Source organism: Nocardia sp. NPDC049220, assembly GCF_040647855.1.
Classification (GTDB): domain Bacteria; phylum Actinomycetota; class Actinomycetes; order Mycobacteriales; family Mycobacteriaceae; genus Nocardia.
The window spans coordinates 562,037-588,730 of sequence record NZ_JBEZDA010000001.1 but is presented as its reverse complement, the minus strand read 5'-3'; the positions used below and the strand labels follow the sequence as shown (position 1 = coordinate 588,730).

Here is a 26,694-nt window from a genome sequence, read left to right as displayed (position 1 = left end):
GTGGGCAAGCCTACCCAAATCTGCAGTTGACGCCTGCTATCGACCCACGAATTCGGCCGACCCCGGACCGTCGGCAAGATAGGAGCCTGTTCCGATCAGGCGATCTTCCGTCCGGAACAAATCAGACCATTCGGTCTCGGCTCGGTCCAGGCCGTGCGGACCGGCTTCGAAGACCGCCTTCGCAGCCGCCAGAGCACGCGCCGGTCCCGCCACGAACTGTCCCGCCCACCGGATCGCGGCGGCGTATACGTCGTCCGGCGCGACGACCTCGTCGACCAGACCGAGCGCCTTCGCCTCATCCGGTTCGACGAAGCGACCGGTGTAGACCAGATCCTTGGCCGGACCCGGCCCGATCAACAGCGTCAGCCGCCGAATTCCGGCGAGCGGGATAAGTCCCACCCCGATCTGCGGCAGACCCAGTTTGACATTGTCGCCGATCACGCGTCGATCGGCGCCGAGCGCCAACTCCAGCCCACTACCGAGACAGTAACCGCTGATCGCGGCGACGGTCGGCTGCGGAATCCGCGCCAGGCACCCGAGCGCGCCCTGCAGATCGCTCGCCATGGCACGTGCCTGCCGCGCACTCAGCCCGGACAACTCGGCCACGTCGTCACCTGCCGAGAACACCCGGTCGTCGCCGTACACGACCACGGCCGCAACGTTCGCGTCCGCGGCGACCGCCTCGGCCGCCTCGGCCAGCTCACGCATCACCTGTACGTTCAGCAGGTTCAGCGGCGGGCGGGTGATCCGGAGGACAGCCACACGGCGGGCGGCAGCACCCTCGGGCAGGTCAAGGGTCACGAATTCGGCCATGGGAGGCCACGCTACCGGGTACCGACGCGCCCACTCACTCGCGCACGGCGGATCCCTCGAGCCGACCAGCATCCGGGAGTTCGGCGAAATAGCGCTGGCTGCCCGGGAAGGACAGCACCCGCTTGCCCTCGACTTCGGCGAGCACCGGCATGACCGGATCGATTACGGGCTGCGCAGCGAGAATGTCGCTGGTGGAACCGAATTCGCCGAGCGCGACCAGTTGCGCCCAGGTCGGCGGCATCAGCACGTCGGTGCCAGCCCGCCAGCGCGCCAGTGCGTCGTGCGGAGTGCGCCACTGCACCTCCGCCGCCTCCGAGGTGGCACCGTCGGCACGCTGTCCCGTCGGCAGTACCGCGACGAAGAACCGGGTGTCGTAGCGGCGCGGCTCGATCACCGGGGTGATCCAATTCGCCCACGGCCACAGCAGGTCCGCGCGCAGCACCAGTCTCGCCTCGGCGAGGAACGACGCGAGCGACAGCTCCCTGCGTTCCAATTTCTCCCGGGCGAGGCGGTAACCGGTGGTGTCGGAAACGACGCTGTCCGCGGTCGAACCGGCCAGCAGCACGCCGCATTCCTCGAACGTCTCCCGAACCGCCGCGCATACCAGCGCCTTGGCCCGCGGCTCGGTGGTCGCGAATCGCTCAGCCCACCAGGCGGGTTCGGGCCCGGCCCAAGCGATGTCCGCGGTGCCATCGGACAGGTCGACGCCACCACCGGGAAACACGGTCATGCCCCCGGCGAACGCCATGGCGCCGACCCTGCGCTGCAGGAAGATCTCGGGACCACCGGCGCCATCACGCACCAGCATCACCGTCGACGCGTCCTTGGGCGAGGGCGCACCCGACGACGAGTCGGCCTGCGCTGCTCTCTCACTCACCTGTGCACCCTAACGCGCGCTTGGTACGCGCGGTCACGGCGTCCTGGTCAGCGGGTGCGATGCTTGCCCGCGCGGCGGGCGCGGCGCGCGAAGTAGCGGCCGTCTACCCGGTCCAGCGCGATCGACTGACGGAAGGCGTCGCTGAGGTTGGCCGAGGTGAGAACGTCGCTGAGCAGACCCTGCGCGACCACCTCGCCCTCATTGAGCAACAAGCCGTGGGTGAATCCCGGCGGGATCTCCTCCACGTGATGGGTGACCAGCACGATCGCGGGCGAGTCCGGATCGGATGCGAGATCGCCGAGCCGTTCGACCAGTTCTTCCCGACCGCCCAGGTCCAGGCCTGCGGCGGGCTCGTCGAGCAACAACAGTTCGGGATCGGTCATCAGCGCGCGGGCGATCAGCACTCGCTTACGCTCCCCCTCCGACAGCGTGCCGTAGGCGCGGTCCGAGAGATGTTCGGCGCCCAAACTCTCCAACATGTCGATGGCGCGGTCGGTATCGACATCGTCGTAACGCTCCCGCCATCGACCCAGCACCGCGTATCCGGCGGAGACCACCAGGTCGGTGACCTTCTCGTCGACCGGAATCCGGCTGGCCACCGCGGCAGAGGACAGGCCGATCCGCGGACGCAACTCGCTCATGTCGACCTTGCCGATCCGCTCCCCGAGCAGATGGGCCACACCCGAGGTGGGATGTAGCTGGGCGCCGGCCATCCGCAGCAGCGAAGTCTTCCCCGCGCCGTTCGGACCGAGAACGACCCAGCGTTCGTCGAGCTCGACCTGCCAGGTGACCGGACCGACGAGCGTATGGCCCGAACGGCGAACGGTCACGTTGGTGAAATCGATGAGTAGATCAGGATCCGGTTGCGGCACGCGGTCCATCTTGGCTCACCCATGCAGACACTTGCCACCGCGGGGAGGGATTAGGGTCCCGCACGATTGCCGAAATGTCGCCGTGGTCCCGTTACCAGGACCGGGCTGGGACCGCGATCACGGTCATCGAACCCGGCGCCACCTCGGTGAATCCCGCGTCCCGCACGGCGACCGCGGCCCCCTCGACCACCTGGCCGACGAGGGTAGCCCACCACCGCGCGTCCGCTTCGCGCACCGAGCAATGGAATCCACGCTCGGACCAGGACCGCGCATGCTCGGCGGTGAGCACGCCGGCAAGCAGCATGCTCGCATGGCCGACCTGTGCGGCCGCCTTGCCCAGGGTCATGCCGAGCGACGTGTTCACCCACAGCACGGGCAGCTCCGGGTCGGGCAGGCCGGGATCATCCTGGTCGAGATCGGTACCGCCGATCTGCAAGCGCCTGATCCGTGGATCCACCTGACCCACCGGGCCCGGCACCAGAGCACGCGCCTGCGCGCCGTCGATCTCGGCGGTGACGCCATCCACCGCACAGGTCGCGCGCCACTGGGCGCCGCGGGCACGACGGGCCACCTTGCGAATCCGTGCGCGCTTCCACGACAGATAGCGCTCCTCCCATTCGCCGCCCGGCCCGACCCGCTCGTCCAAGCACAGTGCCACGGCCGCGCTCGCCGCTGCGGCGAGCAGCGCGCTGCGCGGTGGCGGGTCGGCCTTGGGCAGGTGCAGGACCAGCTGCATCGCCTGCACCATAGCCGGGTCGTCCGGATCACCAGCACCGCCATAGCCCGCGGCCAGTTCCGCATGCCGCGCCGAAAAACCTTCGACGGCCGACGCCGTTGCGGCCCTGGCATTCTCCGCGCCACCGCGAAGGTCGGCGCCACATTCCGGGATGCTCGACATCACTGCACCTCCAGTCCCGGCGAACTCTGTTCGGCGGGCTCCGCAATCCACGAGTCATTCGCACCGCACGCAACCATCGCCACCTCGAGAAGCAGTCCACACAAGGAATTCCGCACCACATCTCCGATCGACGAATGATCAACCCGGCGAGCCTATTGACGGTGGCCGTCGACAGCCGCGACCAGCGTCATCGCCGAGTAGGCCGCCGCACGCAATGCGTGCGGCGCACCGAATAGCCTTCAGTCCAAGGGGACTCGGCGCACCAAGCCATCCCTGGCATCGGCCGCTTCCACTTCGTGCCGGGTGACACCGAGAATGAACAACACCGCGTCCAGATAGGGTTGCGAGAGGGCGGTGTCGGCCACTTCACGTAGCGCGGGTTTCGCGTTGAAGGCCACACCGAGCCCGGCGGCGTTGAGCATGTCGATGTCGTTGGCGCCGTCGCCGACCGCGACGGTCTGCTCCATGGGCACCCCGGCCTCGGCCGCGAATTTGCGCAGTGCCGTGGCCTTGGCCGCCCGGTCCACGATCTCACCGACCACGCGGCCGGTCAGCTTGCCGTCCACGATCTCCAAAGTGTTCGCCTCGACGAAGTCGAGTTCCAACTCGTGCGCCAGCGGTTCGATCACCTGACGGAACCCACCCGACACCACGCCGCAGCGGAATCCGATCCGGCGCAGCGTGCGGATGGTAGTGCGGGCGCCCGGCGTCAGCGCGATCCGGTCGGCCACCGCCTCGATCACCGATTCGTCGAGGCCCTCGAGCGTCGCGACCCGCTGCCGCAGCGACTCGGCGAAGTCGATCTCACCACGCATCGCGGATTCGGTGACCTTGCGGACCTCCTCCTCCACACCGGCGTGCGCGGCGAGCATCTCGATGACTTCACCCTGAATCAGGGTCGAGTCGACGTCGAACACGATGAGCCGCTTGCCCCGGCGGGCCAGCCCCGCGCGCTCCACCGCGACATCCACTCGTTCGGCCACCGCGACCTCGGCCAATGCGGTACGCAGCCGCGAGTCGGCGTTTGGACTCGGGTCGGTGGCGGTAACCAGCAACTCCATGCCGGTCACCGGGTAGTCCGCGATCCCGCGGATGGTGTCGATATTCGCGCCGAGCGTGGCCAACTGGCGCGACACGGCACTGAACGCGCGCGCGGTGACCGGGCTGCCGAGGATCACCACCGCATGCGTGGACATCGGCTGCCAGTCGACCTCGGCGTCGACCTCCACGTCGACCTGCACACCGACGGTGTTCATGGCCTCTTCGAGTTCGTCCTGCAATGCCTCGGGATCGTTCGGACAGGTGACCAGGACGCCTAGGGTCAATCTGCCCCGGATCACCACCTGCTCCACATCGAGCAGGCTGACCTGGTGCCGCGACATTGCCGCGAGCAGCACGGACGTCACACCGGGCCGGTCCGGGCCGGTGACGGTGACGAGGACTGTGGTGTCAGCCAACTGATGCGCTCCAAGTTCGGTGTTGCCGTCGCTGTGCTGGACCTCGTTGTCGCAACCTCACGGTGAATACTGCCTGACGCAACGAACGAGTGTGCACCCGCTGGCGACAGCAGATGCACACTCGTCATGCTGATCCGACGGTGCGGCCGAACCTCATCCAGGTCCGCCGGTCGGAGGTAGGCGAGGTAGCCGCCTACTTCGTTGCCACAACTCCCTCATGGACCTCGGTGGCGTGCTTGGTCGAGCCCCAGCCCACGTGCGCCTCGGCGCGCATCCGATCGACCATGTGCGGGTAGTGCAGCTCGAACGCGGGACGCTCGGAACGGATCCGCGGCAACTCGTAGAAATTGTGCCGCGGCGGCGGGCAGGTGGTGGCCCACTCCAGCGAGTTGCCGTACCCCCACGGATCGTCCACCGTGACCACCTCGCCGTAGCGGTAGCTCTTGAAGACGTTCCACAGGAACGGCAGCATCGACGCGCCCAGCACGAACGCACCAATCGTCGAAATCGTGTTCAGCGTGGTGAAGCCGTCGCTCGGCAGGTAGTCGGCATAGCGGCGCGGCATGCCTTCGGCGCCGAGCCAGTGCTGCACCAGGAAGGTGGTGTGGAAGCCGATGAAAGTCGTCCAGAAATGCCACTTGCCCAGGCGCTCGTCGAGCATGCGCCCGGTCATCTTGGGGAACCAGAAGTAGATGCCCGCGTAGGTGGCGAACACGATGGTGCCGAACAGCACGTAGTGGAAGTGCGCCACGACGAAGTACGAGTCGGTGACGTGGAAGTCCAGCGGCGGGCTGGCCAGGATGACACCGGACAAGCCACCGAAGAGGAACGTGACGATGAAGCCGATGGAGAACAGCATCGGTGACTCGAAGGTCAGTTGACCGCGCCACATGGTGCCGATCCAGTTGAAGAACTTCACCCCGGTCGGGACGGCGATCAGGAAAGTCATGAAGGAGAAGTACGGCAGCAGCACCGCTCCGGTGGCGTACATGTGGTGCGCCCAGACCGCGATGGACAGGGCGGCGATACCCAACGTGGCGTAGACCAATGTGGTGTAGCCGAAGATCGGCTTGCGGGAGAAGACCGGGAAGATCTCCGAGACGATGCCGAAGAACGGCAGCGCGATGATGTACACCTCGGGATGGCCGAAGAACCAGAACAGGTGCTGGTAGAGCAGGATGCCGCCGGATGCGGGATCGTAGATGTGGCCGCCCAGGTGGCGGTCGTAGGCGAGACCGAACAACGCAGCGGTCAGCAGCGGGAACGCGAGCAGCACGAGCACGCTGGTGACGGCGATGTTCCAGGTGAAGATCGGCATCCGAAACATGGTCATGCCGGGCGCGCGCAGACAGACGACGGTGGTCAACATGTTGACGCCACCGAGGATGGTGCCTAGACCGGAGACGGCGAGACCAAGGATCCACAGGTCGGTCCCGACGCCCGGCGAATGCAGGATGTCGGTCAGCGGCACGTAGGCCGTCCAACCGAAGTCCGCGGCGCCACCCGGGGTGATGAAGCCCGCGGTCGCCATACTCGCGCCGAACAGATACAGCCAGTAGCTGAAGGCGTTCAGACGCGGGAACGCAACGTCGGGGGCTCCGATCTGCAGCGGAAGAATGATGTTGGCGAACCCGAACACGATCGCGGTCGCATAGAACAGCAGCATGATCGTGCCGTGCATGGTGAACAGTTGGTTGAACTGCTCGGTCGAGAGGAACTGTAGGCCGGGACGCGCCAGCTCACCACGCATCAGAAGGGCCATCAAGCCACCGATGAGGAAGAAGGCCATCGACGTCGTCAGATACATGACACCCAGGACCTTCGGATCCGTGGTGGTGACCAGCTTGTAGATGAACGAGCCCTTCGGCCCGGTCCGAGCCGGATACGGCCGAGTCGCTTCCAACTGAGGGACTGGCTGGGGCTCTACGGCAGTCACTGATCCTCCTGAAAGGTGCCTTTAAGTCGCTCCGCATGCTCCGCTGATCGCATCCACTTCGTTGCCGAAGCAGACGACAGTTCGCTTGCGCTCCACGAATCGTAAACCGTGGCGTTCCAGCGGGCCGAACGGGTCCTACTCGCTGTCGTATTTCGTTGGTCCCGCACTGCGGGCGCGCGCCGATGAGTACGCCCCAGGACAACCGTCTCTACCGGTGACAAGCGTTCCACCCCACGCCAGGAGACCATCGATGTCCACTTCGCACAGCATTCAGCCAGGCGACCCCCGCTGGGTCGAGCTCTACACCTCCGATCCCGACCGCAGCATCGCGTTCTACGGCGAACTGTTCGGCTGGACCGCCGAACGCGCGGGCGAGGAACTCGGCGGCTACATCACCTTCCGCAAAGACGGTGCCGCGGTCGCGGGCGCTATGGCCCGCATGGCGGGCGACACCGAAGGTCCGGAGCAGTGGACGGTATACCTCGCCAGCCCCGACGCACAGGCCACCGCAAACACCGCCGTCGCGGCGGGCGCGACAGTGGTGGTGCCTCCGATGCCGATCGGCGAACTGGGCCACATGGCCGTCCTCGGTGACGTCGACGGAGCCGGCATCGGCATCTGGCAAGCAGGGACGTTCGACGGGTTCGAGACCATCGGCCTGGTCACCGCCGGCCAGTGGCGCGACCACGCGGGCGCACCATCCTGGTTCGAGTTGCACACCCGCGCCTACGACGCCTCGTTGGCGTTCTACCGGGACGTGTTCGGCTGGTCGGACACCTTCACCATCGCCGACAGTCCCGAATTCCGCTACACCACGATCCACGCGGAAAGCCCGATGCTCGGCGGTGTCATGGACGCGTCCGCATTCCTGCCCGAAGGCGCCCCCGCAGGGTGGACCGTTTACTTCGGCGCCGACGACGTAGACAAAACCGTCGCGCAGGTGGTTGAACTGGGCGGTTCCGTACTGACGCCCGCCCAGGACACCCCCTACGGACGAATGGCCTCGGTCGCCGACGCCACCGGCGCACGATTCAGCATCGGCGGATCGGTTTAATCGGCAGCGCCCACGGCGCTGGGTTTGTTTGCCAGCGCCTGCGGCGCTGCGTGTTCGCGGCCCCTTTGTGGCTCGTGTCCGGGCCGCGAACGGGAAATGCTAGGTCTCGCTGACACGAGAACAGTAATGACCAGGGGCTGGTGACGATATGCGGGGTCGATCCGTCGTTGTTGTAGTGATCACAACCCGCAACCACGCACCAACCGCTACACACAGCACATTCCCCACCCACGGCGGAGCGCGCAGCACCCCTGAACAGCTTCGCTCGGAAGTGGGGGTGGGCCATATGGCTGCGTGGTGAGACAAAGGTGGTGTCGATCGGTGCTGTCGCTCGCCGCGGACTGTCAGGTAGGCGCGCACAGTGCGTTGGTCCCCGATCCGCCGAACCCGTGGGGGTCTGCATCGACACTCAAACCCGTGAAGTCTCGATAGGACATAGGGCTCCCCGGTTCAGCCCGCGGAACCCGCGCCACAAGCACCGCGGGCCCGCACCAGAAGCACAGCGATCCGCCACCGGCACAGGCAATAACGTTTGCCTGCCTGAGCGACCAGATCGGTCCCAACTCTGCCTCCTGCACGCAGCGAGACCGAACATCCCCAATTGCGGCCCAGCTCACAACCGAACTAAGCGAAACCGAGTCGCCCCCGTCCGCATTTGCTCTCCGGCGCACACATCGCCCCACCTCAACTTCCACACAAAGCAAAACCGAACACCACCCGCCCACACCTACCCCTCCAGCGCAACGCATCGGCCCACCTCGACTTCCGAGCGAAGCGAGACCGAGCATTCCCCGTTTGCGGCCCGGCTCGCGTCCGAACGGCCGACGCGCCCGCGACGAAGTCGCAAGCGGCGGTCGCTCGGACGCGAGCCACACAGGGGCCGCGAACCCGCAGCGCCGCAGGCGCTGCCAAACAAACACAGCCCACGCGGTACCCTCACCCGCATGTCGCTGAGCGCCTTCGTTCGTCTCCGAAACCGCACAGCCTTTCCCGGACCTGTTGTTGTGGTGGGCCGCCGGATGATCGCGGTCGCGGCGGTGTGCGCCACCGTTGTTGCGGCGGGATGCGGCGGCAAGAGTGACAGCGAAGCCTCCATCGTGCGCACTACGACCAATATCGCGGGTGCGGGTGTGGTGGGGCTGGAGCGCGACACCTCCCAGGCGTGCGCGCTGCCGAGCGCGCCGGACCCGGTCGGCGGCGCCACCCGCACTGTCACACACGCCGCAGGCGTCTCGGAAGTGCCTGCCGATCCGCAGCGCATCGTCGTGCTCACCACCTCGGCGCTGGACGCGGTCTGCGCGCTGGGCCTGTGGGAGCGGGTCGTCGGCACGGTTGTCCTCGACGGTCCTAGCCCACAGCCTGCCTATCTCGGTACCGGCGTGTTGAAGATTCCCCGCGTGGGATCGGCCGCGCAGCCTGATCCGGCCAAGATCGCCGACTTACGCCCTGACCTGATTCTGGGTGACATCCCCACCGGCGCGGCTGGTTTCGACGCGCTGCGCGCGATCGCGCCCACTGTGCTGGTCGGCTCGGGCAATAGGTGGCAGGCCGAATTCGCCGCGTTCGCGGCAGGTTTGGGACGTAGCGATGCCGCGCGGTCCGCGTTGGACAGTTATCGCACCGAGGCGCGTGACTCCGGAACGGCGATCGCGGCGAGCCAGACGCAGGCCTCGGTCATCCGTTTCACTGCGGATGCCGATCGGATCGAGGGCGGTGACAGCTTCGCCGGTCAGGTTCTGGGCGACGTCGGCGTGCAGCGTCCCGCCGTCCAGCGCGGCGCCTCGTTCGACGTGCGAGCGGGTGAGTTCGCCACCAAGGTGGAAGGCGATTTGATCTACGTGATCCTCGCCGGAGCCGAGGGCAAGAAGCGCGGCGAGGCCGTGCTGCGCACCGAGGAGTGGAAGGAACTCGGCGCCGCGACCGATCACCGGGTGTTCGCCGTCGAGGACACGGTCTGGCACGGCAACGGCCTCACTGCCGCCCGTGCGCTGGTCAGCGATCTGCGCAATACACTCAACGGCTTCGTCACGGATTGATCGAGCGGTACACCTTGGGTGTGGTTTTACCCACCCTCGGAGTGCGCTGACCAGCGCTGGGGTTGCTGTCGAAAGTCCGGCTCGAGGACGAGATTCAGAGGTACGCACTTCACCTCTTCTCCGACCCGAGGGACACGACATGGACACGCTCACCGATTCGATCGCCGACAACCTCTTCGTGCTGCCACTGGCACGTCCTGTTGCCGAGGTGGATCCGAACGCGGTCGTGGTGTCCACCGCCGATTGTGACCTCACCTACGCCGAACTGGATCGGTGGTCGAACCGCCTTGCTCGGCTGTTGCTGGGCGCTGGCGCGGGGCCCGGCGTTCGCATCGCGATCGCGATCGACCAGTCGATCGAGTCGGTGGTAGCCGAGCGGGCCGCCGTCAAGATCGGCGCCACGGCGATTCCGGTCACCGACGACGGCTCGTTCGCGCTCGGCACCACCGTGGGAATCACCACGAAAGGCCTGCGCCCGGAGCTGACCGACACGATCGATTGGCTGGCGTTGGACGAGCGGTCCACCCTGCAGAGCTACCTGACCAGCTCCGACGCGCCGATCGACGTTACCGATCTGTGCCCCCTGCCTACCTCTGCGGCCTGACCGGCACGAACCCCCGCTGCGCGACCCGGACATCGAACGTTCGGGTCGCGCAGTGTGCGCAATACCCTGTCGGCGCGGAGCGCGCCGGTTCAGAATTGACTTGCCGCCAACTGTGCGGTGGCAGGTACTACCACTACCGCGGTAGCTGCGGGCGGTCACTACCCCGGCCGGCGGCGCGCGGTCAGAACGTAGGACACCTCATGCAACAGCCTTCGCTTTCGCCAACCGACACAGGTCTCCCGGATGGGGCATTCCCCCTCTCGGCAGCCCAGCGCGGCATCTGGTTCGCCCAGCACATCGCGGGCGACACACCGATCTCGATCGCGCAGTACGTCGAACTGACCGGACATATCGATCTCGACCTGCTCGCGCGCGCGGCACGCCAGGCCGGGCGCGAATTCGGGACCGGATACTTGCGCCTGATCGAGGTCGACGGGCATCCCTTCCAGGTCGTCGACAGCACCCTCGATGACAGCCTGACCAGCATCGATTTCCGCGACGCGGCCGACCCGGAGGCGGCTGCGCACGCCTGGATGCGCGCGGAGTACGAAGCGCCGCTCGAGTTGGCCCGCGACCGGTTGGTACGAGTCGCGATGCTGCGGATCGGCGCGGACCGTTGGTTCTGGTATTCGCGGATCCACCACATCGTGCTCGACGGAATGGGCGCACTGACCATGGTGCAGCGCACCGGAGAGCTCTACAACGCCGCTGTCGAGGGCAGGCAGCCACCCCCGCCGACAGCGGAGGATCTGCGCACCATTGTCGATGCCGACCTGGCCTACCGCAGCTCGGATCGGTTCGGCACCGATCGGGCGTACTGGCTCGAGCACCTCGACGGCATAGCCGACCCGGTGAGTCTCGCGGGCCGCACCGCCGACGTGGACGCGCACCCGAACCGGGTCTCGGGCGGATTGCCCGCCGACACCGCCGAACTGCTCGACGCCGTGGCGAAGCAGATGTCGTCCGGGGTGGCGCCGACCGTGGTCGCCGCGTTCGGCGCGTATTTGTCCGCGATGACCGGCGCGCACGAAGTTGTGCTGAGTCTTCCGGTCTCCGCGCGCACCACCGCGACGCTGCGCCGTTCCGGCGGCATGATCGCCAACGTCGTCCCGCTGCGGCTGCGCTTATCGCCGACCACGACGGTCGGCGGCGTCATCCGGGCCGCCCAAGGCGAACTGACCGGGGCACTGCGACGTCAGCGCTACCGCCAGGAGGACATTTTCCGCGATCTCGGCTGGTCGATGGACGAGGCCGTGTCGTTCGGCCCCACGGTGAATCTGATGATGGTCGACTCCAGAATCCAGCTCGGCGCGGTCACCGGACGGTTACATGTGCTGACCTCCGGGTTGATCGACGACTTGTTCGTCAACCTCTATCCCGGCGTCGGCGGCGAGAGCACGCATATCGACTTCCAGGCCAACGCCAACCTGTATGGCGACACCGAACTCGCGGCCCAGCACCGGCGGTTCCTGTCGTTCCTGCATCGGTTCCTCGCGGCGGGACCGGACGCACCGCTGGCAACGGTGCCGGTGCTCTCGGACGGCGAACGCGCGGACTACGCCCCCGCCCGTGGACCGCGGGATGTCGCGCCGCGAACGCTGCCCGACATCCTCGCCGATGGCGTGGCGCTCGATCCGCGGGCGACCGCACTGGTGGCGGGAGCAACCACACTGACCTACCGCCAGCTCGACGACTACACCAATCGCTTGGCGCGGGTGCTGATCGCGTCCGGTGCGGGCCCCGAACGTGCCGTGGCGATCTCGATTCCACGGTCGGCCGAGTCGGTGCTCGCGATGCTCGCGGTGGCCAAGACCGGCGCGGCATTCGTGCCGATCGATCCGACCTATCCCGCCGACCGAATCGAGCACATGCTCGGCGACAGCGGGGTTGTCGCCGGCGTCACGGTCGCGACAGTGCGACCGTCCTTGCCGGACCGGATGAACTGGCTGGTCCTCGACGACGAGACCACCGGGCAGACGGTGGCCGCACAGGATGCGGCGGCGATCACCGACCCCGTGCGCCGCGCCGCGGTGCACCCCGACCAGGCCGCGTACATCATCTACACCTCGGGCTCCACGGGGCTGCCGAAGGGCGTCCTCGTCGCCCACCGCGGGCTGGCGAACCTGGTCGCCAACTCCGGCGCAGGATTCGGAATCGATGCTGAATCCATTGTCGCGCACGCTGTTTCGCCAAGTTTCGACATCTCGGTCGAGGAGATCCTCGTCACGCTGGCAGCGGGAGCGACGCTGGTTGTCGTACCACCGTCGGCGTACGCCGGCGAGGAGCTGGCGCAGGTGTTGCGCGAGCATCGCGTGACCCACCTCAACGTCACCCCGACCGTCGTCGGGTCGCTGGATCCGGCGACCCTGCCCGATCTGCGCACTGTGATCGTCGGCGGCGACGCCTGCCCACCCGACCTGGTCGCCGAGTGGTCCCACCGCACTGTGTTGAACGGTTACGGCCCCACCGAAACAACCGTCACCGTGACCCTCAGCGGTCCGATGACGCCAGGTGCACCGGTCACCATCGGCGGCTTGGCACGCGGTGTGTCGGCTGTCGTCCTCGATCCGTGGCTTCGTCCGCTGCCCCCTGGTACCACCGGCGAGCTCTACCTCGCGGGTTCCGGGGTGGCACGCGGCTACCATCGACGGACCGGGCTGACCGCCGATCGGTTCGTCGCCAACCCGTACGCGACGGGCGAGCGCATGTACCGCACCGGCGACCTGGCACGCTGGATCGAGCGCGACGGTCGGCTGGAACTGGAGTACCAGGGCCGCAGCGACTTCCAGGTGAAGGTGCGCGGTTTCCGCATCGAGCTCGGCGAGATCGACGCTGCCTTGCAGCGGCATCCGGACGTCGACTTCGCGCTCACGCTCGGTGTCGAAACCGGATCAGGCGCTACCGCACTGGTGTCCTATGTGCTGCCCGAGAACGGTGCAGAGGTCGATCCCGAAGCATTGAAAGCGGCTGCTGGAGGGTCGCTTCCGGCCTACATGGTGCCGTCGGTGGTCATGGTCCTCGACGCTGTCCCGCTGACGCCACTGGGCAAGGTGGACCGCAAGGCGTTGCCCGCGCCGGATTTCGGCGCGCGCACGATCGTGAGCAGGCCACCGTCCACCCCGCGCGAGGAGGTGCTGGCCACACTGTTCGCGGAGGTGCTCGGGCTGGAATCGGTCGGCGTCGACGAAAGTTTCTTCGCGCTCGGCGGTGACAGCATCGTCTCCATTCACCTGGTGTCGCGTGCGAAGGCCGCGGGGATCGGGTTCAGCGCGCGGGACGTGTTCGAACGCAAGACCGTCGCCGCGCTGGCCGCGGTCGCCACCGCGGTGCCGTCCACGGTGGTGCACGAGCTGCCCGGCGGCGGAGTGGGCGAGGTGGAACTCACGCCGATCGTGCACGCCATGCTGGAACAAGGCGACTCCTGGCGCCGGTATGCCCAGGCCGTGCTGATCGGGCTGCCCGCGGGAACCGAGCGCGCCGAGCTCGTCACGGCGATTCAGGTACTGCTCGACCACCATGACCTGCTGCGCTCGACGCTGCGGCGCACCGGCTCCGGCTGGACCTGGATGGTCGCCGAACCCGGCGAGGTGGACGCCGACCGCCTGCTCGAGGTCGTGACCGCCGACATCGACGCCGAACAGGCCTGCGAGCGTGCCTTGCATCGTGCCGCCGACCTGCTCGACCCTGAATCCGGGGTGGTCGCTCGGTTCGTGGCGATCGAGCGGACCGACGCCGAACCGCTGCTGTGGCTGGTACTGCACCATCTGGTGACCGACGGCGTCTCCTGGCGCATTTTGCTGCCGGATCTCGCCACCGCGACGCTGGGCGGCACACTCGCACCGGTCGGCACGTCATTCCGACGCTGGGCACACGGCCAGCGCGAGCACGCGGCCGGCCGCGCCGCCGAACTGCCGCTCTGGCAGCGCATCCTGGCCACGCCCGATCCCGCCGTCAGTGCGGCGCCGATAGACCCCGCGGTCGACGTGGTGTCCACCATGGCGGATCTGACGACCGTCGTCGCGCCGGAGATCGCGCACGCCGTGCTGACCACCGTGCCGGACCGTTTCCACTGCGGCGCCGACGACGTATTGCTCGCCGGGCTCGCGATGGCGGTGTCCCGGTGGCGCGATCGGACCTCGGCGCTGTTCACCCTCGAAGGCCACGGCCGCACCGAGGCCATCCTGCCCGGCGCTGACGTCACGCGCACCGTCGGCTGGTTCACCAGCGCCTACCCGGTCGCCGTCGACCTGGCCGACATCGATCTGGCCGACGCGTTCGGTGGCGGTGCGGCGGCGGGCGCCGCGATCAAGACCACCAAAGAACAGCTGCGTGCACTGCCGGACAAAGGCATCGGATTCGGCATGCTGCGTTACCTCGACCCGGACGCGGGCGCGGTGCTGGCAGACTCGCCCACCCCGCAGATCAGCTTCAACTATCTCAGCCGCGCGACCACCGGCGGCGACACCGGCCCGTGGCTGCCGCAGCGCTTCGCGGCGACCCAGGACGACCGTGCACCGGTCGCTGCCGTGGTGGACATCAACGCCGTCCTCACCGATGCCGGCCTCGAAGTGACCTGGTCCTACGCTTCCCGGCTGCTCGACGAGGCGGACGTCGCCGAACTCGCCGCGCTGTGGGCACAGGCGCTCGGCGGGTTCGCCGAGCACGCACAGCAGGCGGGCGCGGGCGGACATTCGCCCTCGGACTTCGATCTGGTCACCCTCGCTCAAGACCAGATCGACACCTGGGCGCACGAGTTCCCGACTCTCGTCGACGTCTGGCCGCTCTCGCCGCTGCAGTACGGCCTGCTGTTCCACGCGCTCTACGACTCCGACACCGCCGACCGTTACACGGTTCAATCGCTGCTCACCTTGGGGGGTACCGTCGAGCCGGCCCGACTGCGCCGCGCCGCGCAGGCTCTGGTGGCACGGCACGAGAACCTGCGCGTCGCCTTCGTGGAGACGGCGGACGGCCCGCGTCAGCTCGTCCTCGCCGACGCCGAGATCCACTGGCAGGATGTGGATCTCACCGGAATCGCCGACGACGACGAACGCGAGCGAGAACTCCAGCGGGTGATCGCCGTCGACGCACGCACGCGGTTCGTACTCGATCGGCCCCCGCTGTTGCGCTGCACACTCATCCGGACCGCACCGGACACATATCGGTTCCTGCTGACCAACCACCACCTGGTGTTGGACGGGTGGTCGGCACCGCTGCTCGTGCGTGAGTTACTTGGCCTGTATGTCACCCGGGGCGACGCCTCCGCCCTGCCGCCCGCGCACTCCTACCGCGAGTTCCTGACCTGGCTGAAGTCCATGGACGACGCGGAATCGCTGGTCGCCTGGACGAACTCGCTGGCCGGCGTGGACACACCCACACGGGCCGTGCCCACTCTCGCCGGTATCGAATCGACCGAAAACGGCATGGTGTCCAGCGATCTGTCCCACGCGACGGTGGCGCAGCTGGAAGGCGCAGCCCGCGACGCCGGAGCCACGGTGAACACGCTGGTGCAGGCCGCGTGGGCGATGCTGCTGGCGATGCTCACCGGCCGTACCGACGTGGTGTTCGGCGGTACGGTTTCCGGCCGGCCACCGGAGTTGGCCGGGGTCGAGGAGATGGTCGGCCTGTTCATCAACACGCTGCCGGTGCGGGTTCGGTTCGACCCGGCGGAGCAGGTGGTCGACCTGCTCGCGCGGCTACAGGCTGAGCAGGCGCGGCTGATGGACCATCAGCACGTCGGCCTCGCCGCCATTCATCAGGCGGTCGGCCTCGCCGAACTGTTCGACACCCTCACCGTTTTCGAGTCGTACCCGATCGATCGCGAGGCGCTGTCGCAGGCACTGGACATCGCGGGCATGCGGGTGCTCGATGTCGACACCACCGACGCGGCACCCTACCCGCTGAACCTCATGGTGATTCCGCTGCGTGGCGCCGAGGGCCAGGACACGCTGCGGATCACGGTGAAGTACATGGCCGACCAGCTCACCCCCGAGCAGGCGCAGCCGCTGTTGGATCGCTTCGTCCGGCTGCTCACCCAGCTCGCCGCGAATCCCCGCGCGCTGGTCTCCGAGCTACAGTACTGCGACGACGCCGAACGCGGCGCGCTGCTTCCGGTCCGCGGGGCGGAGCCGGTGCCGCCGCGCACACTGCCCGAGTTGCTCACCGAGGGCGCGCGCATCGACCCCGACGCGATCGCCGTCACCGCGGGCGAACTCACGATGTCTTACGGCGAACTCGACGCGTGGTCCAACCGTTTCGCGCGCGTGCTGTTGCGTCGCGGTGTCGGTCGCGAGGTGTTCGTCGTGCTCGCACTCACCCGGTCACTGGAATCGGTGGTGGCGGTGTGGGCGTTGGCCAAGACCGGCGCCGCGTTCGCTCCGCTGGACCCGAACTATCCGGTGGAACGGATCGAGCACATGCTCACCGACTCGAAGGCGCCGATCGGCGTGACGGTGACCGCGACCGGCGAGACGCTGCCGGGCACCATCGACTGGCTGCTGCTGGACGACCTCAACACCATTCGCCGGGTGATGACCGTTTCCGATGCGCCGATCACCGACGTCGAGCGCGGCGGGCCCATCCTTGTCGACCAGACCGCCTACCTGATCTACACCTCCGGCTCGACCGGCAAGCCCAAGGCCGTGCTGCTCAGTCACCGCGGCATCGCGAATCTCGTGTCAGCGCAACGTGAGACGCTCGGGCTCGACCACACCGCCAGTGCACTGCAAGTGGCCTCGCCCAGCTTCGACGCGTCGGTCTTCGAGTTGCTGACCGCGCACGGCGCAGGCGGCAGACTGGTGGTCTCGCCGCCGGATGTCTACGGCGGTGCCGAGCTCGAGCGCCTGCTGCGCACCGAGCGGATCACGCACGCGGTGATCACGCCGTCGGCGCTGACCACCATGGAACCCACCGGGCTCGACCATTTGCGGGTGCTGGCGGTCGCGGGTGAAGCCGCGACGCCGGAGCTGATCGAGCGGTGGGTGCCCGGCAGGCGAATGGTGAACCTGTACGGCCCCACCGAGTTCAGCATCTGGGCGACCGGTCCCGGCGAACTCGAGGCGGGCGAGCCGATCACGATCGGCGGCCCGGTCCGCGGCGCGGCCACCGTGGTGCTCGACACCTGGCTGCGCCCAGTGCCGGTGGGCGTGGCCGGTGAACTGTACCTGGCGGGTCCCGCGCTCGCGCGCGGCTACTTCAACCGGTTCGAGATGACGGCCGGCCGCTTCGTCGCCGACCCGTTCGGCGAGCCCGGTGGGCGCATGTACCGCACCGGCGACATGGTGCGCTGGGTACACGGGCACGACGGCGACTACGAGTTGGAATATCTGGGCCGCAGCGACTTCCAGGTCAAGATTCGCGGGCTGCGCATCGAACTCGGCGAGATCGACGCGGTGTTGTCGCGCGACGACGAAGTGGAGTACGCGGTGACCATCGGCCGCACCGGCCCGGCTGGAACCACCGTGTTGGTGTCCTACGTGCTGCCCACCGAGGGCGTGCGACTGGATGTCGAGCGGCTGCGCGGACAGGTTGCCGCCGAACTGCCCGGCTATATGGTGCCCGGCTACCTGGTCGTGCTGGACTCGATTCCGCTGACTCCGGTCGGCAAACTGGACCGCAAAGCCCTTCCGGTGCCCGACTTCTCGGACACCCGCCGACCCTATCTCGCGCCGCGCACGCCGGTCGAGGAAGCGGTTGCCGCGGTGTTCGGTGAGGTGCTCAGCAGCGAGCGGGTCAGCGTCGACGAATCGTTTTTCGAGCTCGGCGGCAACTCGCTGAGTGCGACCAAGGCGGTCGCGCGGGTGAACGCCGCGCTCGGATCCCGGATCGCGCTGCGCGACCTGTTCGACGCGCCGACCGTCGCCCAACTGTCCGCCCGGGTGGTTCCCGCCACCGGTGACGCACCCGGCCGGTTCACGCTGGCGCCGCGGATCCGGCCGGATCGCGTTCCGCTGTCCCCGGCACAGCAGCGGATGTGGGTGCTCAATCGGATGGACCCGGCCTCGCCCGCCTACAACATCGCGGTGGCGCTTCGGCTGACCGGAGAGCTGGACGTCGAGGCGATGCGGGCGGCCCTCGCCGACGTGGTGGAGCGACACGAGAGCCTGCGCACGCTCTATCCCGCCGACGCGGACGGCCCGCGCCAGGTGGTGGTCGGCACCGAGGTGGCCGCGCCGGCCATGCCTGTGCTGGAGACCGAGGGTGGTGCCGCCTTGCGCGCGCGAATCACCGCGCTGGCGAGTGCGGGATTCGACCTCACCACCCAGCCGCCGCTGCGGGTCGGCCTGTTCCGGATCCACGACACGGCCCTGGCACCCTCCGGCGCCGGGCCGGTGACCTCGAGCCTCTTCACCGGCGCCGCTCCCGTCTCGTCCGGCCCCGATACCGGCCTGACGCCGGTCTCCTCCGGCTACTCAGTGAGTCCCGAGCCGAGCGGCACAGACTCCGTGTCGACGCATGTCGTCGTGCTGGTGGTCCATCACATCAGCGCGGACGGCGCATCGATGGCACCGCTGGCCGCCGACTTGGTTGCCGCGTATTCGGAGCGCACGACCGGTACGCACGCCGCCCGCGTCCCCCTCCCGGTGCAGTATGCCGACTTCGCGCTCTGGCACCGAGAGGTGCTCGGCGACGAGGCGGACCCCGAATCTACCGCGGCGAACCAGATTCGATTCTGGCGCGACACCCTGACCGGCGCGCCCGATGTGCTCGAGCTCCCCGCCGATCGTCCTCGCCCCGCAGTGCAATCCATGCACAGCGCGGAGTTCGATTTCACCATCGACGTCGAATTGCACAGCGCGCTGGTCGAATTCGCGACCGGTCAGCACGTCAGCCCATTCATGGTCGTGCATGCCGCACTCGCGGTGCTGCTGGCCCGGCTGGGCGGGACCGACGACGTGGTAATCGGCACGCCGGTCGCGGGGCGCGGCGAGGAGGCGCTCGACCAACTCGTCGGCATGTTCGTCAACACCATGGCGCTGCGCACCCAGGTCGACACCGGTGTGGGCTTCGCGGCGTTCCTGGACACGGTTCGGTCCACGGATCTGGATGCCTTCGCCAACGCGGACGTTCCGTTCGAGCGGCTGGTCCAGGTGCTCGATCCGACCCGCTCGACCGCGCACCACCCGCTGTTCCAGGTGTCGCTGTCGTTGCAGAACTTCGTCGAGCCGGTGTTGGAGCTGCCCGGATTGCGGTTCGAGGTGGAGGATTTCGACCGGAACGCCTCGCAGTTCGACCTCACTCTCGACCTTCGGGAGCACTTCGCCGGGAGCGCGCCGTCCGGGATCGACGCCGTGCTGACGTACGCGACCGACCTGTTCGACGAGGCGACGATGGTCGCGTTCGCCGACCGGTGGCGGCGCATCCTCGCCGCTGTCATAGCCCGCCCCGAGATGCGCATCGCCGACATCGACCTCTTGGACGAGGCCGAACGCGCGACGCTGGTACCGGTGCGCGGTCCCGAAACGACCGGAACGACGACGCTTCCGGCACTGCTCGCCGAGACGGCCCAGCGGTGGCCGGATCACCCGGCACTGGTGATCGGCGGCCACACCAGCAGTTACCGGGAGATCGATGCACATTCCAACCGCCTGGCGCGAATGTTGCTCGCGGCGGGCGTATGCCCAGAAACTGTTGTGGCGCTTGGTCTTCCACGATCAGACGAGCTGCTCACCGGCATCTGGGCGGTCGCGAAGACAGGCGCGGCCTTCCTCACGGTCGACCCGAAGCACCCGGTGGACCGCATCGACCACATGCTCACCGATTCCGGTGCCGCAGTCGGCCTCACCCTCGCCGCGTTCCGTCCCATGTTGCCCGACAGCACGGACTGGCTGGTGCTCGACGAACTCACCGTTGTCGAACGCTGGGGCGCCGCGAGCAGCCACCCGCTATCAGCGAGCGAACTGCCCCGCCCCATCCGGCCAGACCATGCGGCGTGGATGATCTACACCTCGGGTTCGACCGGGACACCGAAGGGAGTCTCGGTGTCCCACCGCGGCGTCGCCGACCTTGTCGCTGCGCAGCGCGCCGCACTCGGCGTGGACGAATCGTCCCGAGTGCTGCAGGTGGCCTCGCCGAGTTTCGACGCGTCGGTATTCGAAGCGATCATGGCGTTCGGCTCCGGCGGCACGTCGGTCGTCGCGCCGCCCGAGGTGTTCGGCGGCGACACGCTCGCCGAACTGATCGACTCCGAACAGGTCACGCATATGGTGATCACTCCCTCGGCACTGGCTACCCTCGACCCCGCCGCGGTGACCAGCGTGCGGGTGCTGGCGGTGGCCGGTGAGGCAGTCGGCGCCGAACTGATCGAACGCTGGGCCGCGGACCGCAGCATGGTCAACCTGTACGGACCCACCGAATTCACGATCTGGGCAACAGGTTCCGCGCCGCTGACGGTTGGCGAGACGGTCACCATCGGCACGCCGATCGATGGCGCGGCCGTACTGGTACTCGACGACCGACTACGCCCGGTCCCGGTGGGCGTGGCAGGCGAACTGTATCTAGCCGGACCCGCACTGGCCCGCGGGTACCGAGCACGGCCGAGTCTCACCGCCGCTCGCTTCCACGCCAACCCCTACGGCGCGGCGGGCGAACGGATCTACCGCACCGGTGATCTGGTGCGGTGGATCCGCACCGACACCGGACTCGAGTTGGAGTACCTCGGCCGCACCGACTTCCAGGTCAAGGTGCGCGGTCAGCGCATCGAGCTCGGCGAAATCGACGCGGTACTCGGCCGCGCCGAGGGTGTGGACTTCGCGGTGACGCTCGGTGTGCCCGGCCCCACCGGGGCGACCGCGCTGGCCGCCTATCTCGTCCGCACGCCCGGAGTCGAACTGGACGTGGCGCAGGTGCGCGCCTTCGCCGCGGACACCCTGCCCGGTTACATGGTGCCGTCGGCATTCGTCGTGCTGGCGGAGATCCCGCTCAACGCGGTCGGCAAGCTCGATCGCAACGCGCTGCCCGCACCGGAGTTCACCGCGGACCGCACCGAATACCGTGCCCCGACCACACCGACCGAGCAAGTGCTCGCCGCGATATTCGGGGAGCTGCTCGGGGTGCAGACGGTCGGCGCCGACGATTCGTTCTTCGCGCTCGGCGGCGACAGCATCCTGGCGATTCAGCTGGTGTCCCGGGCCAAGCAGCACGACATCACCTGCACGCCGTTGCAGGTGTTCGAGCACCGCACGGTGGCGGCCATCGCGGCGGCCGTCGACGCCGCCGGCACCGCGGTGACGCTCGACGAACTGCCCGGCGGCGGCGTCGGCGAACTGCCGTTGCCGCCGATCGCGCACTACATGCTGGAGCGTGGCGGAAACTATGACCGCTTCGTCCAAACCGCGGTGCTGGAACTGCCGGTCGGGATCGAAAGGTCGCAGATCGTATCGGTCCTCACCGCCGCGGTGGATCGGCATGACATGTTGCGCGCCCGGCTGGTCACCGACGGGGACAGCGAGCCGCGCCTGCTGGTCGGCCCGCCCGGCTCGGTCGACGTGGACACGCTGGTACACCGCGTCGAGTTCGATGCCACCGACCGGATCGACACGCGTGAATTCGTGGCGACCGAACTGGATGCCGCGGCGAACCGGCTCGATCCAGCGAACGGCACAGTGCTGCAATTCATCTGGCTCGATCCGGTGGGCGACGCGGGCGTCCGGACCAACCCGGGCCGGATGATCGTGGTGGCGCACCATCTGGTGATCGACGGCGTGTCGTGGCGCATCCTGGTGCCGGATCTGGTCGCGGCCTGGGCACAGGTGTCGGCCGGCAACGACCCGGTGCTCGCGGAGACCGGAACGTCGATGCGCCGCTGGTCGCACGCCCTGGCCGAGGAAGCGCGCTCCGAGGGCAGGATCGCCGAACTGGCGTACTGGCGCGACGTCCTGGCTGGACCCGATCCGCTGATCGGCCCGCGCGAGCTGGATTCCGCGATCGACCGGACCGGCGTGTTGCGCATGATCGAGCGAGAGGTCTCCGCGGAGGTCACCGCCGCGTTGCTCACGACCCTGCCCGGCCTGTTCCATGGCGGCGTCAACGACGCGTTGCTGGCCACCTTGGCGCTCGCGCTGGTGCGCTGGCGCGACAGCGCCGAATCGACCGCGCTGCTGCGGCTGGAAGGCCACGGCAGGCAGGAGGAAGTGGTTCCCGGCGCCGATCTGTCTCGAACGATCGGTTGGTTCACCAGCATCTACCCGGTGCGGTTGACTCTGACGGGCATCGATGTCGACGATGCGCTCGCCGGCGGCCCCGGAATGGGCGCGGCGATCCGCGCGGTCAAACACCAGCTGCTCGCGGTCCCGGACAAGGGCATCGGGTTCGGCCTTCTGCGCTATCTGAATCCTGTCACCGCGCAACAGCTTCCCGAACGCCTGCCGGGCCGGATCAGTTTCAACTACCTCGGCAGGTACTCGACCGGCGACATCCCGGCCGGGCTGGAAGGTCTCGGCTGGCTGCCGACCGACGAACTCGGCGAGCTGCATGCCGCCGAGCATTCCGAGGTGCCCTTGCAGTCGGCGATCGATGTGAACGCCGTGGTGATCGGCGACCGACTACAGGCAAGCTTCGGGTTCCCGTCGACCCTGCTCACGCAGGAGCAGGTAGCCGAACTGGCCGACCTGTGGATCGAGACACTGCACGCCGCGGCTCATTTCGCCCAGTCGCCGGCCGCGCAGGAGGCCGCCGCCGAGGAAGCGGCCGCGACAGCTCCCGCAGCGCCCGCGCCAGGTGGGCTCAGTCTGGACGTGGTGCTGCCGATCCGGCTCGGCGGTGACGAGCCCGCGCTGTTCTGCCTGCACCCCTCGTCCGGAATGTCGTGGACCTACACGGGTTTGGCCGACGCCCTCGCGCCCGGTCGACCGATCTATGGTTTACAGGCGCCCGACCTGGGCGGCCACGAGCCCTCGGCGCGCTCGATCGAGGAGTTCGCCGACCGCTACCTGCGCGAGATCCGCGCCCTGCAACCCGAAGGGCCCTACCACCTGCTCGGCTGGTCGTTCGGCGGGCTGATCGCGCACGCCATCGCGACGAAACTGAAGGCGCAGGGCGCGCAGGTAGGCGTGGTCGCGCTGCTGGACGCCGATACCGCCGACATCGACGGCGACAGCATCGAGCGGCTCACCGCGGGCGGGTTCGTCAACGCGTTCGGCTCGGTCCTCGGCATCCACGAGGTGCCCGCCGAGGCGACCGCACAGGAGGCGGCCGACCTGATCCGCGAACGGCTCGGCGGCGTGTCGCTCGTCGATGCGGACATGCTCGAACGGATGGCCGCGTCATACAACGCGTCGGCGCGGACCAGAACCGGCTATCGACGCCCGATATTCGATGGCGACATCGTGTATTTCAGCGCGACCGTCGATACCTCCGACATCTTCGGTCCGGACGGCTGGCGACCGTATGTGACCGGCGAGATCACCAACCACGACATCGATGTCACCCACTACGAGCTGACCGCACCGCAGGCGCTGCCGATCATCGCGCGCGTGCTCGACGAACATCTGGGAGGAAGAGGATGAGTTCCGAGCAAGGAGTCGTCGTCGAGGGAATCGAGAAATCCTTCGGCGCGGTCCGGGCATTGCGTGGCGTCGATTTCGCGGCCGAACCGGGCGAGGTGCTCGGCATCCTCGGACCGAACGGCGCGGGCAAGACCACCATGGTGAACATACTGTCCACGCTGATCGCGCCGGATCGCGGTCGCGCGCTGGTCGCCGGGCACGACGTGGTCGCCGACCCGGCAGCGGTGCGCCGCGGCATCATGCTGACCGGACAGTATGCCGCGTTGGATGACATGCTCAGTGGCTACGAGAACCTCGTGCTGTTCGGCAGGCTGATGGGCCTGCGCAAACGCGATGCCCGCAGTCGCGCCGACGAGTTGCTCGCCGAGTTCGATCTCGAACGCGCTGCGGGGCGTCGGGTCGGCACCTATTCCGGCGGTATGCGCAGACGTATCGACATCGCGTGCGGTCTCGTTGTGCGGCCCGACGTCGTGTTCCTGGACGAACCCACCACCGGTCTCGATCCACGCAGCAGACAGGGCGTCTGGGACCTGGTGTCCGGCTTCAAGAAGGAAGGCATCACCACCCTGCTCACCACCCAGTATCTGGAGGAGGCCGACGCGCTCAGCGATCGGATCATCGTCATCGACCACGGCGTGGTGATCGCCCAGGGCACGGCTGACGAACTGAAGTCGCGGACCGGAGGCAGCTACTGCGAGGTGGTGCCGCTGGATCTGAAGGACCTGCCAGCCGTCGCCGCGGCACTGGGTTCGTTGCTGCCGCAGGACAGCCGGACGGCGGTGACCGCCGAATCCGATCGGATCGCCATTCCGGCACCGGACGGCGCCAAGACACTCGCCGAAGCGCTGCGCAGGCTCGACGGCGCCGGGGTCGAACTGGTCGACATCGCGCTGCGCAGGCCGTCGCTCGACGACGTATTCCTCGAGCTGACCGGGCATCTGGCGACAGTGGAGGACATCGCGGAGCCGGAGGTTGTCTCGTGACGACCGCGACCTGGCTCACCCAGATCCGGGCCGCGCCGATGCGCACGCAGCAGTGGTGGGTGCTCAGCACGCGGCTGATCGCTCCCTCGGTGCGCACCGGCGAGGTGCTCGCCTCGGTACTGGCGCCCGCGACGTTCACCGCGAGTTTCTACATTCCGCTGCGGATCGTGATGACGTTCGCGGGTACGGGGTTCAGCAGTTACGCGCAGTTCATGATGCCGATCGTGATCTTGCAGGCTGCCGCGTTCACCGCCGTCTCCTCGGCCTTCCGCGCCGCCACCGATTCGGTCGCCGGGCTCAACCGGCGGTTCGGCTCCATGCCGGTCGGCCCGCTGGTCCCGGTCGCGGCGCGGATGTCCAGCAACGTCTTCCGTCTGGTCATCGCGTTGATCACGGCGTTGATCTGCGGGCACGTCATCGGATTCCGTTTTTATCTGGACACCGCGCACACCCTCGGTTTCCTGCTGTTGTCCCTGCTCATCGGGATCACGCTGACGTTGGGTGCGGACGTTATCGGGACGGTGTCGCGCAGCCCGGAGTCGACCACCCAGGCGCTGGTGTTGCCGCCTTTGATCTTCGGCATGCTGTCGACCGGACTGGCGCCCGCGAACCAGTTTCCGACGTGGGTGCAACCGTTCGTCCGCAATCAGCCGATCTCGCAGTACGCCATCGCGTTGCGGGCGCTCGCCGGTGACAGCGGGCCGAACGCGGGACAGGTGACCTGGTCGCTGATGGGACCACCGGTGGCCTGGGTGATCGGCACCCTGCTGCTGTGCATTCCCTTTGTTATCCGTTTGAGCGCGAGGAGGGCGTGATGGCACTACTCGCCGATCGCACGAACGAAACCCACACCAGCTCGGAGGTGTCGGTCTCGGCACTGGCACTGCACACGCTGATCCAGACGCAGCGTCTGCTGCTGCGCTGGGTCCGTAGCCCGATCACCTTGCTGGAGACCCTGATCATTCCCTGTCTGCTGCTGATCATGCTGGACACCGTGGTCGGTAACCAGATCCAGAAGTTCACCGGTGAGAGCGCGCTCTACGGCTCGGCGCCGATGGTCGCGCTGATCGGCGCACTGTCCGGCGCGGTCGTCGGTGGCGTCTTGCTCGGCCGGGAGCGCGACACCGGTCTACTCGCCCGCTTCTGGGTCCTGCCGGTACACCGCGCCTCCGGCCTGGCCTCCCGGATCATCGCCGAGGGCTGCCGGATCTTCGTGGGCACCATCGCCGTCGTGCTGGTCGGCTACCTGCTCGGGTTCCGCTTCCATCAGGGCGTGGCGGCGACCATTGCCTTCCTGCTGGTCCCGATCGGTTTCGGTTTGGCCTTCGCCACCATCGTCACCGCGGTCGCCGTGTTCACCGCCAAAGCGACGCTGGTGGAGGGAATCACGATTCTCACTTCCCTGATGATGTTCTTCAGCACCGGTTTCGTTCCCCTGGCCGCTTACCCGACTTGGATCCAACCGGTGGTGCGCAATCAACCGATGTCGGTCGCCGTCGATGCCATGCGTGCGCTGGCCCAGGGCGGCCCCGTGGCTCATCTTCTGGGTCTCACCGTCGCCTGGTCCGTCGGCGCGGTCATCCTCTTCGCCATTCCGGCGACTATCGGGTATCGCCGAGCCAGCCGAAGTTGACCAGCGACCGTTTGAAGCGGACGCCACGG

General features: G+C 68.0%; 13 protein-coding genes. 7 read left to right on the top strand and 6 right to left on the bottom strand.

The genetic code is table 11. The features are described 5' to 3' along the window. Positions 1 to 36 precede the first annotated feature (36 nt). From AB0C34_RS02460 to ctaD, 6 genes are all read right to left on the bottom strand, one after another. On the bottom strand, positions 37 to 813 hold the full coding sequence (locus AB0C34_RS02460; protein ID WP_357066678.1) for an enoyl-CoA hydratase-related protein: 777 nt from the start codon (positions 811 to 813) through the stop codon (positions 37 to 39). Positions 814 to 847: 34 nt separating this feature from the next. Further along, on the bottom strand, positions 848 to 1,621 hold the full coding sequence (locus AB0C34_RS02455) for an NUDIX hydrolase (protein WP_357068406.1): 774 nt from the start codon (positions 1,619 to 1,621) through the stop codon (positions 848 to 850). A 116-nt stretch (positions 1,622 to 1,737) separates the two neighbouring features. Next, the gene (locus tag AB0C34_RS02450) at positions 1,738 to 2,571 is read right to left on the bottom strand and encodes an ABC transporter ATP-binding protein (RefSeq protein WP_357066676.1); all 834 of its coding nucleotides are present in this window, start codon (positions 2,569 to 2,571) and stop codon (positions 1,738 to 1,740) included. 82 nt (positions 2,572 to 2,653) lie between these two features. Then, entirely contained in the window at positions 2,654 to 3,460 is an 807-nt protein-coding gene (locus tag AB0C34_RS02445; RefSeq protein ID WP_357066674.1) for an aminoacyl-tRNA hydrolase, read from the bottom strand. A 239-nt stretch (positions 3,461 to 3,699) separates the two neighbouring features. Beyond that, positions 3,700 to 4,917 (bottom strand): phosphoserine phosphatase SerB, encoded by a 1,218-nt coding sequence (gene serB / locus AB0C34_RS02440; protein WP_357066672.1) that lies wholly within the window; start codon positions 4,915 to 4,917, stop codon positions 3,700 to 3,702. Between the two features lie 193 nt (positions 4,918 to 5,110). Then, positions 5,111 to 6,853, bottom strand: coding sequence for a cytochrome c oxidase subunit I (ctaD, locus tag AB0C34_RS02435; RefSeq protein WP_357066671.1), 1,743 nt, complete (start codon positions 6,851 to 6,853; stop codon positions 5,111 to 5,113). 250 nt (positions 6,854 to 7,103) lie between these two features. On the opposite strand from ctaD, the gene AB0C34_RS02430 reads away from it, so the two are divergent. From AB0C34_RS02430 to AB0C34_RS02400, 7 genes are all read left to right on the top strand, one after another. Next, a complete protein-coding gene (locus tag AB0C34_RS02430; protein ID WP_357066669.1) occupies positions 7,104 to 7,907 on the top strand; it encodes a VOC family protein in 804 nt (267 codons plus the stop codon). A 944-nt stretch (positions 7,908 to 8,851) separates the two neighbouring features. After that, entirely contained in the window at positions 8,852 to 9,943 is a 1,092-nt protein-coding gene (locus AB0C34_RS02425; protein ID WP_357066667.1) for an ABC transporter substrate-binding protein, read from the top strand. A gap of 139 nt (positions 9,944 to 10,082) precedes the next feature. Further along, entirely contained in the window at positions 10,083 to 10,547 is a 465-nt protein-coding gene (locus AB0C34_RS02420; protein ID WP_357066665.1) for an AMP-binding protein, read from the top strand. Positions 10,548 to 10,747: 200 nt separating this feature from the next. Then, positions 10,748 to 24,049 (top strand): amino acid adenylation domain-containing protein, encoded by a 13,302-nt coding sequence (locus AB0C34_RS02415; protein WP_357066662.1) that lies wholly within the window; start codon positions 10,748 to 10,750, stop codon positions 24,047 to 24,049. Continuing rightward, positions 24,046 to 25,032: an ATP-binding cassette domain-containing protein gene (locus AB0C34_RS02410; protein ID WP_357066661.1), complete on the top strand. Its 987-nt coding sequence runs from the start codon at positions 24,046 to 24,048 to the stop codon at positions 25,030 to 25,032. Before AB0C34_RS02415 ends, AB0C34_RS02410 begins: the two co-directional genes overlap by 4 nt. After that, positions 25,029 to 25,847, top strand: coding sequence for an antibiotic transporter (locus tag AB0C34_RS02405; RefSeq protein ID WP_357066659.1), 819 nt, complete (start codon positions 25,029 to 25,031; stop codon positions 25,845 to 25,847). Before AB0C34_RS02410 ends, AB0C34_RS02405 begins: the two co-directional genes overlap by 4 nt. Continuing rightward, entirely contained in the window at positions 25,847 to 26,665 is an 819-nt protein-coding gene (locus AB0C34_RS02400; RefSeq protein WP_357066657.1) for an ABC transporter permease, read from the top strand. Before AB0C34_RS02405 ends, AB0C34_RS02400 begins: the two co-directional genes overlap by 1 nt. The last annotated feature ends 29 nt before the right edge of the window (positions 26,666 to 26,694 follow it).

Coding starts and splice junctions, on each gene's coding strand:
- AB0C34_RS02460 (WP_357066678.1), bottom strand. CDS start 813: ATGGCCGAATTCGTGACCCTTGACCTGCCCGAGGGTGCTGCCGCCCGC.
- AB0C34_RS02455 (WP_357068406.1), bottom strand. CDS start 1,621: ATGCTGGTGCGTGATGGCGCCGGTGGTCCCGAGATCTTCCTGCAGCGC.
- AB0C34_RS02450 (WP_357066676.1), bottom strand. CDS start 2,571: ATGGACCGCGTGCCGCAACCGGATCCTGATCTACTCATCGATTTCACC.
- AB0C34_RS02445 (WP_357066674.1), bottom strand. CDS start 3,460: ATGTCGAGCATCCCGGAATGTGGCGCCGACCTTCGCGGTGGCGCGGAG.
- AB0C34_RS02430 (WP_357066669.1), top strand. CDS start 7,104: ATGTCCACTTCGCACAGCATTCAGCCAGGCGACCCCCGCTGGGTCGAG.
- AB0C34_RS02425 (WP_357066667.1), top strand. CDS start 8,852: ATGTCGCTGAGCGCCTTCGTTCGTCTCCGAAACCGCACAGCCTTTCCC.
- AB0C34_RS02420 (WP_357066665.1), top strand. CDS start 10,083: ATGGACACGCTCACCGATTCGATCGCCGACAACCTCTTCGTGCTGCCA.
- AB0C34_RS02415 (WP_357066662.1), top strand. CDS start 10,748: ATGCAACAGCCTTCGCTTTCGCCAACCGACACAGGTCTCCCGGATGGG.
- AB0C34_RS02410 (WP_357066661.1), top strand. CDS start 24,046: ATGAGTTCCGAGCAAGGAGTCGTCGTCGAGGGAATCGAGAAATCCTTC.
- AB0C34_RS02400 (WP_357066657.1), top strand. CDS start 25,847: ATGGCACTACTCGCCGATCGCACGAACGAAACCCACACCAGCTCGGAG.